This window comes from Propionivibrio sp., from assembly GCF_047602565.1.
GTDB lineage: Bacteria > Pseudomonadota > Gammaproteobacteria > Burkholderiales > Rhodocyclaceae > Propionivibrio.
The window spans coordinates 1,931,399-1,947,013 of sequence record NZ_JASGGX010000001.1 but is presented as its reverse complement, the minus strand read 5'-3'; the positions used below and the strand labels follow the sequence as shown (position 1 = coordinate 1,947,013).

The following is a 15,615-nucleotide window of genomic DNA, read 5'->3' as shown; positions in this document are numbered from 1 at the left end:
CTCGGCCTATCAGTCCGCAAGTTTTGTGGCGGCGAGTAACTCGTTTAACGTACGGAGTTCTCCTTGGTTTAACCGCGCGGCGCGCAATTGCTTAAGGAGTGCTGTGGCTTTGCCGTGTTCGCCAGAAAGGAAAAACAACTGTGCTAGCTTGAGTTGATTACTGGGGTTATTGGGGGACAGTGTTAATGAATCTTCAAGGTTTCTCTTGGCAAGAAGGAAATCCCGCTGATTCAGCCACAGATAGTCCGCATACCATGAATGAATGATGGCTTTTACCCACGGGGTAACGGAAGGATTGCTGAACGCTCCGGAAAACAGCGCGTCTACGTCGGTACGCGTCAGGCAAAACGTTGGTGATGTTGTTGCCGTCTCCTTGATGCTGAAAAGAATATTCCTGTCACCGGGGGCGAACGGAGGAGATGCCAGGCGTTTCTCCAGTTCCTGAATCAAAGGGGGGCTTGGTTTTAGCCCGGCGTTGCATTCGAGGTTGATCAAGCCAAGCAGACTGCCTTTTTCGGATGGGGAAAGTCTTGTGCTTGCCTCATAGTGATAGCGAGCGAGTGCGTGAATGGGGGAGATAGGATCTCGTGCCTGGGGCAAGGCGGCCAGTGCCGATCCTGCCGTATTTTGGGCACGTGGAGAGTTTGGGTGATTGTTCGCTTCCATCTGCGTCAGTCTGAGTGTATCCCCGAATTCATGAGCGCGAAGGGCCGTTATGAGACTAAAATATGCTAGAGGAATGACCGTGATAATGGCAATGACAGCTTTTGTCTTGATTACCCTTTTCTGTAGTTGAGAGATTGAAACAACCCCAGCAAAAATTAGTCCCAGTGAGGGAAGGTAGTTTCGGTGTTCGTGGGCGATTTCGAGCGGGAGAAAGGACGATTCGAGAGCGTGTCCGGTGAGAAACCAGAAAACTCCGAATGAGACAGCAGGCTGCTTTTTTCGGCAAAGCCAAGCCAGAAGCAGGACCGCAGTCCATGCGATCAGCGCGATTAGGGTTGTGGGAGGAGATAGCAGTCCACTTGAAATCGGAATGTCGTCGTGGTGAATAGCGAAAACATGGAAGCGTGGGGCGATGAGCAGATCGGCATAGTTCCACAGAACGCGAGCCTCGGTCATCAATCGTTCGGAAAGCGAGAATGGCCGAAAATCGTAACCAGCGAGAATCCACCTCCCCGCCGGCAAAAGGAGATAAATGATGGCAGAGAGCGCGGAAATGACACAGGCCAATGCGAGTCCGCGGGTGAATGTGTCTTGCCTTTTGCCTAAGGTATGGGGGTAAAAAAATTCACAGATAAGCACAAGGAAGGGAAAAAGAAGACCTGTTTCTTTGCTTAGAATCGAGAGCGGCCAGCAGGCAAGCCAGGCGCCAGCAAACAACATCGCTTTTCGCGTTGGCGATTCCGCATCCCTTGCCTGCAGATGCAGTATCAATCCAAGCAGAAGGAACCCAGCGGATAGGCTGGTCATGCGTTGGACGGCGTGCAGTATGGCGAGAAGCTGAATAGGATGGAGCGCCCAAAGCGCGGTAATTATTGCTGCTTCGAGTGCACAATGGCGCTTATTTGTGTGCTCTCCCCGCTGCATTAGTTGATACACAAAGATGAATGCAAGCAGTGTGTTGGTAACGTGAATGGCCAGGTTGGTGATCTTGAAGAGGAATGGATCGAATCCTCTCCAAAGGTAATTAAGTGCAAAGCTGAGTTGTGCGATCGGTCGTAGTAGGGGGCCGCTTGTGCCGGAGTAGAAGGCATCGCGCAATGATGCCCATGAAAGTGAAGTCATTCGCACGCCGTCTGGCGTAAGAATGCTAGGTGTATCGTCAAAAAAAAAGTCGCCATGCAATCCCGGCCAATAGACTGCAAATAATAGGGTCACAAGCAACGCGCTTCCTGTAACGATTGAACAGAGCGGGAAGGTGCTTCGACGTTGATTGGCGACGAAGATCAAAGGGATTCCTATACGTAAAAACCAAAAATGCCCTACAGAGTAGGGCATTTTTTGGTATAGAGCTAAGTATACGTAAAACGCAATTGGGAATTAGCGGCAGTTGGCCGGTTTATACTTCTGGTCGATAGTGCCGTTACACACCCAAGTAACTACACCGTTCGCATCGGCGGTACCTGTCATGGTAATCGTGAGCCCGGAGATTTTGGATTCCTTTGCGGTCGCAGTCGCGGTGATTACCCCCACCGTGTCTGACGTTCTGGTGTAAACAACACCTGACACATAATCAGAGGCTTGGCTTGAAATGCCAGCTGAAGCAACAGCTGGCATGTGTCCTAGAGTTTGGTAGGCTTCAGCAATCGAGGTTCTCCCTCCGGAGGCAGCCAGCACGACTTCAGAAACTTTGGCGCGAACCGTGTAGTCCTGGTAGGCCGGCAAGGCAACCGCCGCGAGAATGCCGATGATAGCGACGACGATCATCAGTTCGATCAGGGTGAAACCTTGTTGAACGCGTTTCATTTGTATCTCCTAGAAATAAACACTGCAGTCTGTCTGGATTGGGAGTCCTTTGCTAGAACGCCTGTAATGTGCAAAGCAATTCATATGCCAGGGGTGTTTTTCTGAAATTTTCCAGAAATCGTTGCTTTGGACCCAGAGAATGTGACGTTTTTCGTCAGGTTAGGGGGCAAAAAACGCCAATTTACATTTGATAAGACGACGCAGCGTCGTCGGTCTTATAGCCTTTCGGATGAAATGGCAAGGCGTAACTCAGCCTGCGTTCTGCCGGCACGCGTGGACAGCAAGAGCCACCACAGCGCGCCTTTTTTGATCGGCCAGTCAGCCTCGCTGCCCGAAAGTAGTAACGCGGCGGCTTGTCCCAGTGTTGGCTGATGACCAACAATGAGAATGGCGTTGCGTTTGCCGCCGCAACTGCTCGGCCAGTGAATCGCGGCGAGTAGATCGGTAACGTTACTACCGGGTGCCTGGCGCGGATCGGTCTCGAACGGCAGGCCAAGCGCCTGCGCGGTCTGCTGGCAGCGCCTGGCCGGGCTGGCCACGATGCGCATGTCTTTCGGCGCGTGCGTCTTGAGCCAGGCGGCCATGCGCTGCGCCTGTTTTTCGCCGCGCGGGGTCAGCCGGCGTTGGCTGTCGGGGGTGCCGTCTTCGGCTTCGGCGTGGCGCCAGAGCAGGAGGTCCATGAGCGTCTCCTCAAAGTCACAGATCGTATCCGCGCAGTTTCTCGACGTCGGGAATGGTGATCCGGCGGCCCTCGACGACGATCAACCCCGCTTCCGACAGTTCGTGCAGGATGCGCGAGAAATGTTCCTGAGTCAGATTCAGGCGCGAGGCGATGGTGCCCTTGCTGGTGGGCAGGGTGATGGTCAGGGCGCGGGCGTCGGTTTCGGTGTTGTCGCGCAGCAGGTAGCCGATGATGCGCTGCCGGCCGGAGTGCAGCGAATAGGATTCGACGTCGGTGATCAGGTGGTGCAGGCGGACCGAGAGCGAGGCGATCATCTTGCGGGCGAAGCCGGGGTCGCGCTCGATGCCGTCGACGATGACCCGCTTGGAGACGTGCAACAGGCGCGAGTCGGCCAGCGCCTGCGCGAAGACCGGGTAGGGCTTGTCCGTGAACATCACGGCTTCGCCGAAGGTCTGGCCCGGCCCCATGATGTCGATGACCTTTTCGGAGCCTTGGGCGGAGGTGAAGCCGAGCTTGACCTGCCCGGTGGCGATGAGGTGGAAGCCGGTCGGCTGGTCGCCCTTGTGGAACAGGATGTCGCCCTTGGCGGCATGCAGTTCGTGGGTGCCGCGCGCGATGCCGGCGATTTCTTCGGGGTTCAGGCCGCTGAACAGGGGGATGCGCGCGAGCAGGGTTTCGATGGAGATATCGCGTTCGGGCATGGGCGGATGGCAGGATACGTTGGATGCATGGATCGTCGCACGGCGCGGCGGGCGAGGCAAGACGAGGGCGGCGACCGTACCGGTTTGCGGCGCCGCCGGATCGCCTTATACTGCCGGAATACCTGAGCGTGCTTTTTCTCGCGTGTGGCCGGGAGGCTTTCCGGCGGAACGGGGTGCCATGATGCTGAATTTCTTTTCGACGCGGCCGGATCATCCTCTCGGCGAGGCCAGGGAGTTCAAACGTGTGCTGGCCGAGCTGCCGCCGGATGCGTTCAAGGCGATCGACGAGGTCTATGGCTGGTTCGAGTCCCTGCGGCTGGCCGACGATTTCCGGCTGGATCATCTCCATGCGGTGGTCAGCGGCCTCGACGAAGCGGCGCAGCCGCACCTGCGCCGGTTGACGCGGCATTATCTGCGCACCCCGCGCCTGTCGAAGAACGAGGAGCGGCGCCTGTGGACGATGTGCTTCAATTACTGGGGCGAAGTCTCGTGGCTTTACGCGCGCTGCGTCGAACGCTTCGCGATGAATCCGAAAACCAAGGGCGGCGAGGTGTTCAAGGGCGACGTGCCGGTTGCCGCGACGCGGCTCCTGGCGGCGCGTGCGAGCCAGCTCAAATGGATCGATTACCGCTACGGCGTGATCGGCGAGGACTTGTGGCGCGGGCTCGGGTTGCCCTATCTCGCGGCGGAAGCGGGCGGCTACGCGCAGAAACCGGTGCAGATGTACCCCGGCGCGGCGGGGTCGACCAGCGTGGCGCAGCAGTATCTGCAGACGCTGGTGCGCGAATCGTCGTCGATGGGCACGCTGCTGCCGCTTGAGATCGAACTGGCCGACCGGCTGATCACGCATTTTCTGCCCGGCTTCATCTTCGGCGCGGAGTGCCTGCCGGAAAGCGTGTATTGGATCGACGCCGCCAGCGCCCTGCCGCCGACGCGGCTGGTCCGTCCGCCCGCGCAGCTGTCGCCCGGCCTGCGCTTCTTCCAGCCGGGCACGGTGTCGCAGGCGCTGGATGAACTGATGCACGCCGTCGAGCGGGGCACGATCCCAGTGGAGCTCAACCTCGGGGCGGAGTATCCGCCGGCGGCGCTGCTCAAGGTGCTGCGGCATCTGGCGCTGTACTGGGCGCCCGTGCCGCCGCAGCGCGAGCACGTGCGCCACGCGGCCAAGACGCGCATGGCCGTGCTGCAGGGTTTCGACAGCAGCCTGGCGGTGTTCGCCGGCAACGTGGCGCGGCTGGGCGTCGAGCGGTCGGCCGAAAGCTGGGTCGTCGAGAACGTCAGCCTGGGCGGCTTCAGCGCCGGCACGGAGGCGGCCGGCGACTGGCTGACCATCGGCTCGCTGCTGTGCCTGCAGCCGGAGGGCGGCGACAACTGGGTGCTGGGCGTGGTCAGGCGCCGCAGCGTGCACGCGGATGCGCGCGCCAGCATCGGCATCCAGACGCTTTCGCGCAACGCGCAGAGCGTCGAGCTGCGCCCGCGCACCTCGGGCTTGTCGGCCACCGACGCCATTCCCGGCATCTGGCTGCGCGAGGATGCGGCGGCGGAGCAGGTTCGCCTGGTGCTGCCGCCGGGCAGTTTCGACGTGCGCCAGAACCTGGAGTTCGTGCAGGACGAGCGGCGCCATATGCTCGCGCCGGTGGAACTCGAGGAAACCGGCGGCGGCTTCGAGGTCGGCCGCTATCGGGAGATGCTTTCCGCCTGAGGTGGCGTCCGCCCTCAGTCCGCTTCGTTCAGCTCGGCGTCCTTGAGCAGCTGGAAGATCGCCCGGTAGTTGCGCGGCGGCTTGTCCTGCTCCTTTTCCTTTATCGCCGCGCGGCGCAGCGAGCGCAGATGCTGCAGGTCGATGCCCGGATAAAGGGTGGCGATCTCGTGCAGCGCCGTCTCGTCCGCCAGCAGTGCCTCGCGCAACCGCTCGATCCGGTGCAGCCGCGCCGTCTCGGCCGCCGAGTCGCCGCGCGCGTCCGCCAGGGCGGCGCGGATCGGTTCGGTTTCGACGTTGCGCATCAGTCGGCCGATGTACTGCATCTGCCGGCGCCGGGCCTCGTCCTGGCGGGGCATGCGCTGCGCCGTGCCGACGGCCTCGCGCAGATCCTCGGGGAGATCGATCTTCTTCAGCCGGTCGGCGGGCAGCGCGGCCAGCGCCTCGCCGAGCGCCTGCAGTTCCTCCATGGCGCGCTTGCGCCGGGTCTTGGAGAGGTAAACCGGTTCGTCGTCGGGATGTTCCATCGGCCTTTGCCTTGCTGGTTGGGCGCGCCCGCCCGGACGGGAGAACGCGGCGCGGGCTGCTATGATAACGACTTTGCCGCTTCCTCCTCAGCCCCATGCCCCGAAAATCCGTTCCGATCGTCCACGAGGCCCGCTTCGGCCATTCGCTCGACACGCTTCGTTCCCTGGCGCAGGACGTGCTCGGCCATGCGCGCCAGGCGGGCGCCAGCGATTGCGAGGTTGACGTTTCGGAGGGCTTCGGGCAGTCGGTGACCGTGCGTTGCGGCGACGTCGAGACCATCGAGCACAACCGCGACAAAGGCATCGGCGTGACGGTTTACCTGGGCCAGCGCAAGGGCTACGCCAGCACCTCGGACTTTTCCCGGACCGCCCTGCGCGAGACGGTCGAGGCCGCGCTCAACATCGCCCGCTACACCGCGGAGGACGCCTGTGCCGGGCTGCCGGAAAACGAACTGCTGGCCAACCCCGAGCAGGGTTTCGCCGACCTCGATCTGTACCATCCCTGGCCGTTGTCGGTGGACGAGGCGGCCGATCTGGCGCGGCGCTGCGAACAGGCGGCGTTCGCCGTCAGCCCGCTGGTGAGCAATTCGGAAGGCGCCACGGTGTCGATCCAGGAAGGGCAGTTCATCGCCGCCAACAGCCTCGGCTTCATGGGTGGCTATCCGACCTCGCGGCACTACCTTTCGTGCTCGGTGATCGCCGGCAAAAGTGACGGCATGCAGCGCGACGACTGGTACTCCACCGCGCGCGACCCGCAGCGGATCGCCTCGCCCGAGGCCATCGGCGACTATGCGGCCCGGCGGGCGCTGTCCCGGCTCGGTCCGCGCCGGATCAGGACGTGCAAGGTGCCGGTGCTGTTCGAGGCGCCGCTGGCCGCCGCGCTGATCGGCAGCTTCGTGCATGCCGCGAGCGGCGGCAGCCTGTACCGCAAGACGTCCTTCCTGGTGGATTCCCTCGGCAAGCGCGTTTTCCCGGACGGCGTGCGCATCGACGAGCGCCCGCACCTGCCCGGCGCCCTGGCCAGCAGCATGTTCGACAACGACGGTGTGGCCACGCGCGACCGCTCCGTGGTGGTGGGCGGCGAACTGCAGGGATATTTCCTGAGCGCCTACACGGCGCGCAAGCTCGGCATGCAGACCACGGGGAACGCCGGCGGCTGCCATAACCTGATCGTGCAGCCGGGCGCGCACGATTTCCGCGGGCTGATCGCCAGGATGGGGCGCGGCCTGCTGGTCACCGAACTGCTCGGGCACGGGATCAATTACGTGACCGGCGATTATTCGCGCGGCGCGGCCGGTTACTGGGTCGAAGGCGGCGAGATCCGGCATGCGGTCGAGGAAATCACCATCGCCGGCAACCTGCGGGACATGTTCCTGGACATCGCCGAGGTCGGCAACGACGTGCTGGTGCGCGGCTCGCGCCAGGTCGGCTCGATCCTGGTCGGCGAAATGAAGGTCGCCGGCGGCTGACTTTCCGCGCGCCGGCCGGCGGCGCGCGAAAGCCCGAATGGCATGGCGGGCTTTGTCTATAATCCAACGGTTGTCTGACGGTCGCTTTACCACATACGGAGAAAATAAATCATGGAAAGACGTTCCTTTTTGAAGCAGGCGGGGGTCGGTCTCGCCGCGGGGGCCGTTGCCGCTCCGGCGCTCGCCCAGAACGCGCCGGCGATCAAGTGGCGGATGGCGTCGAGCTTCCCGAAAAGCCTGGATACGCTGCACGGTTCGGCCGAGTTCCTGATCAAGCGCATTGCGGAGATGTCCGGCGGCAAGTTCCAGATCCAGCTGTTCGCCGCCGGCGAAATCGTTCCCGGCCCGGGCGTGCATGACGCGGTCAGGGACGGCACGGTTGAAATCGGCTTCACCTGTTCGTATTACTACTTCGGCAAGGACCCCACGTACTGCATCGACACGGCCATCCCGTTCGGCATGAACGCCCGCCAGATCAAGGCCTGGTACCGCCAGGGCAACGGCGCCAAGCTGATGGCCGATTTCTTCGCCAAGTCCAACATCGTGTCCTTCCCGAGCGGCAACACCGGCGTGCAGATGGGCGGCTGGTACCGCAAGGAGATCAAGAGCGTCGCCGATTTCAAGGGCCTGAAAATGCGCGTCGCCGGGCTGGCCGGCGCCGTCCTGGCCAAGATGGGCGTGGTGCCGCAGCAGATCGCCGGCAGCGACATCTACCCGGCGCTCGAAAAGGGCACGATCGACGCGGTCGAATGGGTCGGCCCGTACGACGACCAGAAGCTGGGCTTCAACAAGGTGGCCAAGTACTACTACTACCCGGCGTGGTGGGAAGGCGGCCCGCAGATTTCGACGTACATCAACGCCAAGAAATTCGCCGAGCTGCCGAAGGAATACCAGGCCATCATCGAGGCGGCCTGCGCCGAAACCGACACCGAGATGTGCGCGCGCTACGACGCCAAGAACCCGGTGGCGCTGAAGCAGCTGCTGGCTTCGGGCACCAAGCTGCTGCCCTTCCCCAAGGACGTCATGGAAGCGAGCTATAAGGCCGCGCAGGAGTATTACGCGGAAACCTCGGCCGCCAACCCCGAGTTCAAAAAGATCTACGAGGATTACAAGAAATTCCTGAACGACCAGAATCTCTGGTACCGGGTGGCGGAAAACGAGTACGCGCGGTTCATGTACAGCCGCAAGAATTGAGCGGGGATGGCGGCAAAACAAAAACGGGGGCGATGCCCCCGTTTTTGTTGAGTCCTATTTTTCCTCGCCTTCCGGCGCGGCCTCCGGTTCCTCTTCGGGGAACGTCGGCGGTTCGGACGACGTGTCGTCGTAGTGGGTGTCCGGCAACACGATTTCCACCGAGTTGATGTCGACCGCCTGCGCCTTGTCCATGCCCACGGTGACCATCTGCGGGAACAGGATGACCAGCATCACCATCAGGATCTGGATGCAGACGAAGGGAATGGCGCCCCAGTAGATGTCGCTGGTCTTGACCGACGCCGGTGCGACCGAGCGCAGGAAAAAGAGCGCGAAGCCGAACGGCGGGTGCAGGAACGAGGTCTGCATGTTGACGCCGAGCAGCACGCCGAACCAGATCAGGTCGATGCCCAGCTTTTCGGCGACCGGCCCAAGCAGCGGCACGACGATGAACGACAGCTCGAAATAGTCGAGGAAGAAGGCCAGCACGAACACCAGCAGGTTGACCACGATCAGGAAGCCGTACTGCCCGCCGGGCAGGCCGACGAGCAGGTGCTCGACCCACAGGTGGCCGTCCACGCCGTAGAAGGTCAGCGAAAAGACGCGCGCGCCGATCAGGATGAACACCACGAAGGTGGTCAGCTTGGCGGTGCTTTCCATGGCCTGCCGGAGCAGCTTGCCGTCGAGGCGCCTGCGCACCACGGCCATCAGCAGCGCGCCGGTGGCGCCCATGGCGCCGCCCTCGGTCGGCGTGGCGATGCCCAGGAAGATGGTGCCGAGCACCAGGAAGATGAGGCCCAGCGGCGGGATCAGCACGAAGGTGACCTTTTCCGCCATCGCCGAGAGCAGGCCGAGCTTGCAGCCCCGGTTGATCAAGGCGATGACGAAGGGCACGGCGATGCCGACCATGGTGCACAGCACGATCACTTCGTCGAGCGGCATCTCGTCCGGGCGGGTCTTGCCGAAGGCGATGCCCGCGGCGACCGAGATGGCGGCCAGGATCAGCAGCGAGGTGCCGCCGGTCTTGCCGTTCGCCTCGCGGAAGATCCGCGCTTCGGGCGGCAGCGCCGGCACCCACTTGGGACGGATGAACGAGAGCAGGATGACGTAGAGCACATACAGCCCGGTCAGCACGAGGCCCGGGATGAAGGCGCCCTTGTACATGTCGCCGACCGATTTGCCGAGCTGGTCGGCCATCACGATGAGCACCAGCGAGGGCGGGATGATCTGCGCCAGGGTACCCGACGCGGCGATGACGCCGGAGGCCAGGCGCTTGTCGTAGCCGTAGCGCAGCATGATCGGCAGCGAGATGAGGCCCATCGAGATCACCGACGCGGCGACCACGCCGGTGGTGGCGGCGAGCAGGGCGCCGACGAAGATCACCGCGTAGGCCAGCCCGCCGCGCACCGGGCCGAACAGCTGGCCGATGGTGTCGAGCAGATCCTCGGCCATCCCCGAGCGTTCGAGGATCAGCCCCATGAAGGTGAAGAACGGCACGGCCAGCAGCGTCTCGTTGGCCATCACGCCGTAGATGCGGTCGGGCAGGGCCTGGAAGAGCTGCGGCCCGAGCAGGCCGAGCTCGATGCCGATCAGCCCGAAGACGACGCCGTTGGCGGCCAGCGCGAAGGCGACCGGGAAACCGAGCAGCAGGAAGACGATCATCGAGGCGAAGATGATCGGCGCCATGTTGGCGATCAGGAACTCGGTCATCGCCGTTCTCCCTTCGCCTTGCGCGCCTGGATCACTTCGGCGAGCTCTTCCTCGGCGCTCTTGGCGTTGCGCTTCTCGGTCGGATCGGGACACAGCCCGCGCAGGAAGCCGATGCGCTTGATCAGCTCGGAGACGCCCTGCAGGATCAGCAGCGCGAAGCCGACCGGGATCATCAGCCGGGCCGGCCAGACGATCAGCCCGCCGGCGCTGTTGGACATCTCGTTGGATTCGAAGGTATGCAGGAAGACCGGCCAGGACAGGACCAGGATGGCGATGGCCATCGGCATCAGGAAGAACAGGATGCCGAGGATGTCGATCCAGGTCTGGCCGCGTTTCGAGAGCTTGGCGGACAGCAGGTCGATGCGCACGTGTTCGTTGCGCAGCAGCGTGTACCCCGAGCACAGCAGGAAGATCAGCCCGAACAGGTACCACTGGATTTCCAGCAGCGCGTTGGAACTGTAGTTGAAGGCGTAGCGCATGATGGCGTTGCCGGTGCTGACGAGCACGACGATCAGCACGATCCAGATGGCCGATTTGCCGATCCGTTCGGTCAACGCGTCGATTTGGCGCGACAGCGTGAGTAGGGCGTTCACTGGAAAAATCCTTGTCTGATGGCAGAATTCAGAATTTCGCGCGTTTGCAAGGACAAGGAAACGGGTGGATCGCACCCGTGGGCTTGAACGGGCGGCATGAGGTCCTTGTGGGAGTATTTGGTGTGCCCGGCCCGCAAACAGCGCGCAATTATTGCATGGATTCACCGCTGCCGGGAGGTTTTGGCATCGTTTGTGAGTGGTACGCCATTGTTATGAAAGATTTTTTGGATAAGGAATCGAACGTGCGAGAAGAGGCGAGAATCTGCCTGATCCGTCACGGGGAGACGGCGTGGAACGCCGAGCTGCGCATCCAGGGACATCGCGACCTGCCGCTCAACGGGTCGGGCCTGGCGCAGGCCGAAGCGCTCGCCGGGCGGCTGGCCGGACAGCGCTTCGACGCGCTCTACAGCAGCGACCTGCTGCGCGCCCGCCAGACGGCGCAGCCGCTCGCCGACGCGCTCGGGCTCGCGCTGCGGCTCGAACCCGAGCTGCGGGAACGGAATTTCGGCTGCTGCGAGGGCAAGACGCGCGAGGAAATCCTGGCCGGCGACGCGGCCGTGGCCGAGGCGCTGGCCGCCCGCCGCGCCGACTACGTGCTGCCCGGCGGCGAGAGCCTGCGCCAGCACCTCGACCGCGTCGTCGCCTGCCTGTCCCGCCTGGCGCGCCGGCATGCCGGGCAGACCATCGCCGTCGTCGCGCACGGCGGCGTGCTCGATCTGGTGTACCGCCGCGTGCATGGCGTGCCGATGGAACGGCCGCGCGATTTTCCCCTGCCGAACGCCTCCATCAACTGGCTGGCCGTGGACGGCGACCGCTGGCGGCTCGACTCGTGGGGCGACACCGCGCACCTGGCCGGCATGGCGCAGGCGCCGTTCGTGACGCGGATATAGCGATCCGGTATGATTTGCATCTTTTCAATGGCTTGTGAGGCGGACGATGTTTTCAGCGAAAGACACCCTGGCAAAAGTTGATCCCGACCTGTGGAGGGCGATCGAGAGCGAGAATCGCCGCCAGGAGGAGCACATCGAACTGATTGCCTCCGAGAACTACGTCAGCAAGGCGGTCATGGAGGCGCAGGGCTCGCAGCTGACCAACAAATACGCCGAAGGCTATCCGGGCAAGCGCTACTACGGCGGCTGCGAGTACGTCGACGTGGCCGAGCAGATCGCCATCGACCGCCTGAAGAAGCTGTTCGGCGCCGACGCCGCCAACGTGCAGCCGAACTCCGGCTCGCAGGCCAACCAGGCCGTGCTGATGGCCTTCGCCAAGCCCGGCGACACGATCATGGGCATGAGCCTGGCCGAAGGCGGGCACCTCACGCACGGCATGCCGCTGAACATGTCCGGCAAATGGTTCAACGTCGTCGCCTACGGCCTCAACGAAAAGGAAGAGATCGACTACGAGGCGATGGAGGAACTGGCCCGCGAGCACAAGCCGAGGATCATCATCGCCGGCGCGTCCGCCTATTCGCTGCGCATCGATTTCGAGCGCTTCTCCAAGGTGGCCAAGGAGGTCGGCGCGATTTTCTGGGTCGACATGGCGCACTACGCCGGGTTGATCGCCGCCGACTGCTATCCGAATCCCGTGCCGTTCGCCGACGTGGTCACCTCGACCACGCACAAGACGCTGCGCGGCCCGCGCGGCGGCGTCATCCTGATGAAGGCCGAGCACGAGAAGGCCATCAACTCGGCGATCTTCCCCGGCCTGCAGGGCGGCCCGCTGATGCACGTGATCGCCGCCAAGGCCGTGGCCTTCAAGGAAGCGGCGACGCCCGAGTTCCGCGAATACCAGGAACAGGTGGTGGCCAACGCCCGCGTGTTCTCGCGCGTGCTGTCCGAGGAGCGCGGCCTGCGCATCGTCTCCGGCCGCACCGAGTCGCACGTCTTCCTGGTCGACCTGCGCGCCAAGAACATCACCGGCAAGGAAGCCGAGGCGGCGCTGGGCAAGGCGCACATCACGGTCAACAAGAACGCCATCCCCCACGACCCGCAGAAGCCGATGGTCACCTCCGGCATCCGCATCGGCACGCCGGCCATGACCACGCGCGGCTTCACCGAGCTCGAAGCCGAGGAAGTGGCGCACCTGGTCGCCGACGTGCTCGACGCGCCGAACGACGAGGCCGTGCTGGCGCAGGTGCGCGAGAAGGTCGCCGCGCTGTGCCGGAAGTTTCCGGTCTACGGGGCCTGATCCGGCATGAAGTGCCCGTTCTGCGGAGCGTCCGACACGACGGTCGCAGATACGCGCATCAACGAGGACGGCGACATCGTGCGCCGCCGCCGGCGCTGCCTGTCCTGCGACAAGCGCTTCTCCACCTACGAGCGGGCGGAAATCCGCCTGCCGCAGGTGGTCAAGAAGAACGGCTCGCGCGTCGATTTCGACCGCGAGAAGCTCTCCGCCAGCCTGTGGCTGGCCCTGCGCAAGCGGCCGGTGACGGTCGAGGCGGTCGACGCGGCGATCCTGCGCATCGAGGAAAAGCTGCTCACCCAGGGCGAGCGCGAGATTCCCTCGGAGAAGATCGGCGAGATGGTCATGCGCGAACTGAAAAAGATCGACAAGGTCGCCTACGTCCGTTTCGCCTCGGTCTACCGCAACTTCGAAGACGTCGACGAATTCTCCGATCTCGTCAAGGAAGTCTCGCGCCCGGTGCCGCGGCGCATTCGCTGACCCGCCGCCTCCTGCCGCCATGTTCAGCGCCGCCGACCACGATTTCATGGCGCGCGCCCTGCGGCTGGCGCGGCGCGGGCTGTTCACCACCACGCCCAATCCGCGCGTCGGCTGCGTGATCGCCAGGGACGGGAAGATCGTCGGCGAAGGCTGGCACCGGCGGGCGGGCGAGGCGCATGCCGAAGTGCACGCCCTGGCGGCGGCCGGCGCGGCCGCGCGGGGTGCGACGGCGTACGTCACCCTCGAACCCTGCAGCCACCACGGCCGCACGCCGCCGTGCGCGGACGCGCTGATCGGCGCCGGCGTGGCGCGCGTCGTGGCCGCCATGCAGGACCCCAATCCGCAGGTCGCCGGACGCGGGCTGGCCGCGCTGGCCGCCGCCGGGATCGCCACCGAATGCGGGCTGCTGGAGGCGGCGGCGGTCGAACTCAACGTCGGCTTCGTTGCCCGCATGTCGCGCGGGCGGCCGTGGGTGCGGCTGAAGCTGGCGGGCAGCCTGGACGGCAAGACCGCCCTGCGCAACGGCAGCAGCCAGTGGATCACCGGGCCGGCGGCCCGCCAGGACGGGCACCGCTGGCGGGCGCGCGCCTGCGCCATCCTGAGCGGGATCGGCACGGTGCGCGAGGACGATCCGCAGCTCAACGTGCGCGGCGTGGCGACCGGGCGGCAGCCGCTGAAAGTCGTGGTCGATGCCCGGCTCGAACTTCCGCCGCACGCCCGCGTGCTGGCCGAGGGCCGGCTCCTGCTGGCGACCGCCAGCGAAGACGGCGCCAACGCCGCCGAGCTGCGGCGGCGCGGCGCCGAACTGCTGCCCCTGCCGGACGGCGCCGGGCGGGTGGACCTCGCGGCGCTGCTGGCGGCACTCGGCCGGCGCGGCATCAACGAGGTGCACGTCGAAGGCGGCAGCCGGCTCAACGGCGCGCTGCTGGAAGCCGGCCTGGTCGACGAACTGCTGCTTTACCTGGCGCCCTGCCTGATCGGCGACCAGGCGCGCGGCATGTTCGACCTGCCCGAACTGGCCTCGCTCGACGGCAGGCGGCAGTTGGCGATCGACGATCTGCGCATGGTCGGCGGCGACCTGCGCGTGCTGGCCCGCTTCAAGCCGCGCTGATCACGGATTGCCGCGCGCGGCGCAGACCGCGCAGTGCGGGTCCTTGCCGAAGCGCACGCTGCGCCATTCCATCGTCAGGGCGTTGAGCAGCAGCAGGCGCCCGACCAGCGGCTCGCCGGCGCCGCTGAGCAGCTTGAGCGCCTCGGCGGCCTGCACGGAACCGATGATGCCGGTCAGCGGCGCGAAGATGCCGGTCACCGCGCAGCGCATCTCCTCGACGTCCTCGCCCTCGGGGAACAGGCAGTGGTAGCAGGGGGAATCCGCCCGCCGCGGATCGAACACCGAGACCTGCCCGCTGAAGCGCACGGCCGCGCCCGAGATCAGCGGCACGCGATGTTCGACACAGGCCCGGTTGACGGCGTGGCGGGTGTCGAAATTGTCGCAGCAGTCGAGCACCGCGTCGGCCCCGGCGACCAGCGCCGCGAGCCGCTCCCCGGCCAGGCGTTCGGTGACCGGGACGACGGCAACCTCCGGGTTGATGCGCGCCAGGGTCGCCTGGCCCGACAGCGCCTTGGCCTGCCCGATGCGGTCCTGGGTGTGGAGGATCTGCCGCTGCAGGTTGGTGAGGTCCACCGTGTCGCTGTCGGCCAGCGTGATCTTGCCGATGCCCGCCGAGGCGAGGTAGAAGGCCGCGGGCGAGCCGAGGCCGCCGGCCCCGACGATCAGCACGTGCGCGCCGACGATGCGCGCCTGGCCCTCGATGCCGATCGGGTCGAGCAGGATGTGCCGGCTGTAGCGGAGCAGTTGTTCGTCGTTCATGCGCGGAAAGTGTGGCGGAAAAGGAAAGTCCCGGACGGCG

Annotated in this window: 15 protein-coding genes; 7 read left to right on the top strand and 8 right to left on the bottom strand. The window is 64.5% G+C overall.

Annotated features, from left to right (window positions below; translation table 11 throughout):
• Positions 1-9 precede the first annotated feature (9 nt).
• The 4 genes from QM701_RS09050 to QM701_RS09035 form a co-directional block, all read right to left on the bottom strand.
• Positions 10-1,953: a tetratricopeptide repeat protein gene (locus QM701_RS09050; RefSeq protein ID WP_415166746.1), complete on the bottom strand. Its 1,944-nt coding sequence runs from the start codon at positions 1,951-1,953 to the stop codon at positions 10-12.
• Between the two features lie 90 nt (positions 1,954-2,043).
• The gene (locus QM701_RS09045) at positions 2,044-2,469 is read right to left on the bottom strand and encodes a pilin (protein WP_415166745.1); all 426 of its coding nucleotides are present in this window, start codon (positions 2,467-2,469) and stop codon (positions 2,044-2,046) included.
• A 215-nt stretch (positions 2,470-2,684) separates the two neighbouring features.
• Positions 2,685-3,149, bottom strand: a complete 465-nt coding sequence (locus tag QM701_RS09040) for a SixA phosphatase family protein (RefSeq protein WP_415166744.1) — start codon at positions 3,147-3,149, stop codon at positions 2,685-2,687.
• A 16-nt stretch (positions 3,150-3,165) separates the two neighbouring features.
• Positions 3,166-3,852, bottom strand: a complete 687-nt coding sequence (locus tag QM701_RS09035; protein WP_415166743.1) for a Crp/Fnr family transcriptional regulator — start codon at positions 3,850-3,852, stop codon at positions 3,166-3,168.
• Between the two features lie 178 nt (positions 3,853-4,030).
• Here QM701_RS09035 and QM701_RS09030 point away from each other — a divergent pair, with 178 nt between their 5' ends.
• Complete coding sequence (locus QM701_RS09030) at positions 4,031-5,554, top strand: hypothetical protein (protein WP_415166742.1); 1,524 nt, start codon at positions 4,031-4,033, stop codon at positions 5,552-5,554.
• A 14-nt stretch (positions 5,555-5,568) separates the two neighbouring features.
• Here the strand turns inward: QM701_RS09030 and yjgA are convergent, their stop codons facing one another.
• A complete protein-coding gene (gene yjgA / locus QM701_RS09025; protein ID WP_415166741.1) occupies positions 5,569-6,078 on the bottom strand; it encodes a ribosome biogenesis factor YjgA in 510 nt (169 codons plus the stop codon).
• 95 nt (positions 6,079-6,173) lie between these two features.
• Here yjgA and pmbA point away from each other — a divergent pair, with 95 nt between their 5' ends.
• Positions 6,174-7,547: a metalloprotease PmbA gene (gene pmbA, locus QM701_RS09020; RefSeq protein ID WP_415166740.1), complete on the top strand. Its 1,374-nt coding sequence runs from the start codon at positions 6,174-6,176 to the stop codon at positions 7,545-7,547.
• A gap of 111 nt (positions 7,548-7,658) precedes the next feature.
• The gene (locus QM701_RS09015; protein ID WP_415166739.1) at positions 7,659-8,741 is read left to right on the top strand and encodes a TRAP transporter substrate-binding protein; all 1,083 of its coding nucleotides are present in this window, start codon (positions 7,659-7,661) and stop codon (positions 8,739-8,741) included.
• A gap of 54 nt (positions 8,742-8,795) precedes the next feature.
• Here QM701_RS09015 and QM701_RS09010 read toward each other — a convergent pair whose 3' ends face one another.
• Together QM701_RS09010 and QM701_RS09005 are read right to left on the bottom strand one after the other, a co-directional pair.
• Positions 8,796-10,448 carry a TRAP transporter large permease gene (locus tag QM701_RS09010; RefSeq protein ID WP_415166738.1) on the bottom strand — a complete coding sequence of 551 codons (1,653 nt, stop codon included), beginning with the start codon at positions 10,446-10,448 and terminating at the stop codon, positions 8,796-8,798.
• On the bottom strand, positions 10,445-11,041 hold the full coding sequence (locus QM701_RS09005) for a TRAP transporter small permease subunit (RefSeq protein ID WP_415166737.1): 597 nt from the start codon (positions 11,039-11,041) through the stop codon (positions 10,445-10,447). The genes QM701_RS09010 and QM701_RS09005 overlap by 4 nt, the downstream gene beginning before the upstream one ends.
• Positions 11,042-11,283: 242 nt before the next feature.
• Between QM701_RS09005 and QM701_RS09000 the strand changes: the two genes are divergently transcribed.
• Genes QM701_RS09000 through ribD form a run of 4 tightly spaced genes read left to right on the top strand, consistent with a single transcriptional unit; the run spans position 11,284 to position 14,816 of the window.
• On the top strand, positions 11,284-11,931 hold the full coding sequence (locus QM701_RS09000) for a histidine phosphatase family protein (protein WP_415166736.1): 648 nt from the start codon (positions 11,284-11,286) through the stop codon (positions 11,929-11,931).
• A gap of 46 nt (positions 11,932-11,977) precedes the next feature.
• Positions 11,978-13,228 carry a serine hydroxymethyltransferase gene (gene glyA, locus QM701_RS08995; RefSeq protein WP_415166735.1) on the top strand — a complete coding sequence of 417 codons (1,251 nt, stop codon included), beginning with the start codon at positions 11,978-11,980 and terminating at the stop codon, positions 13,226-13,228.
• 6 nt (positions 13,229-13,234) lie between these two features.
• Positions 13,235-13,705 carry a transcriptional regulator NrdR gene (gene nrdR / locus QM701_RS08990; protein ID WP_415166734.1) on the top strand — a complete coding sequence of 157 codons (471 nt, stop codon included), beginning with the start codon at positions 13,235-13,237 and terminating at the stop codon, positions 13,703-13,705.
• Positions 13,706-13,724: 19 nt separating this feature from the next.
• Positions 13,725-14,816, top strand: a complete 1,092-nt coding sequence (gene ribD / locus QM701_RS08985; protein ID WP_415166733.1) for a bifunctional diaminohydroxyphosphoribosylaminopyrimidine deaminase/5-amino-6-(5-phosphoribosylamino)uracil reductase RibD — start codon at positions 13,725-13,727, stop codon at positions 14,814-14,816.
• Here ribD and QM701_RS08980 read toward each other — a convergent pair whose 3' ends face one another.
• The gene (locus QM701_RS08980; protein WP_415166732.1) at positions 14,817-15,575 is read right to left on the bottom strand and encodes a HesA/MoeB/ThiF family protein; all 759 of its coding nucleotides are present in this window, start codon (positions 15,573-15,575) and stop codon (positions 14,817-14,819) included. It abuts the gene before it with no gap.
• Positions 15,576-15,615 lie beyond the last annotated feature (40 nt).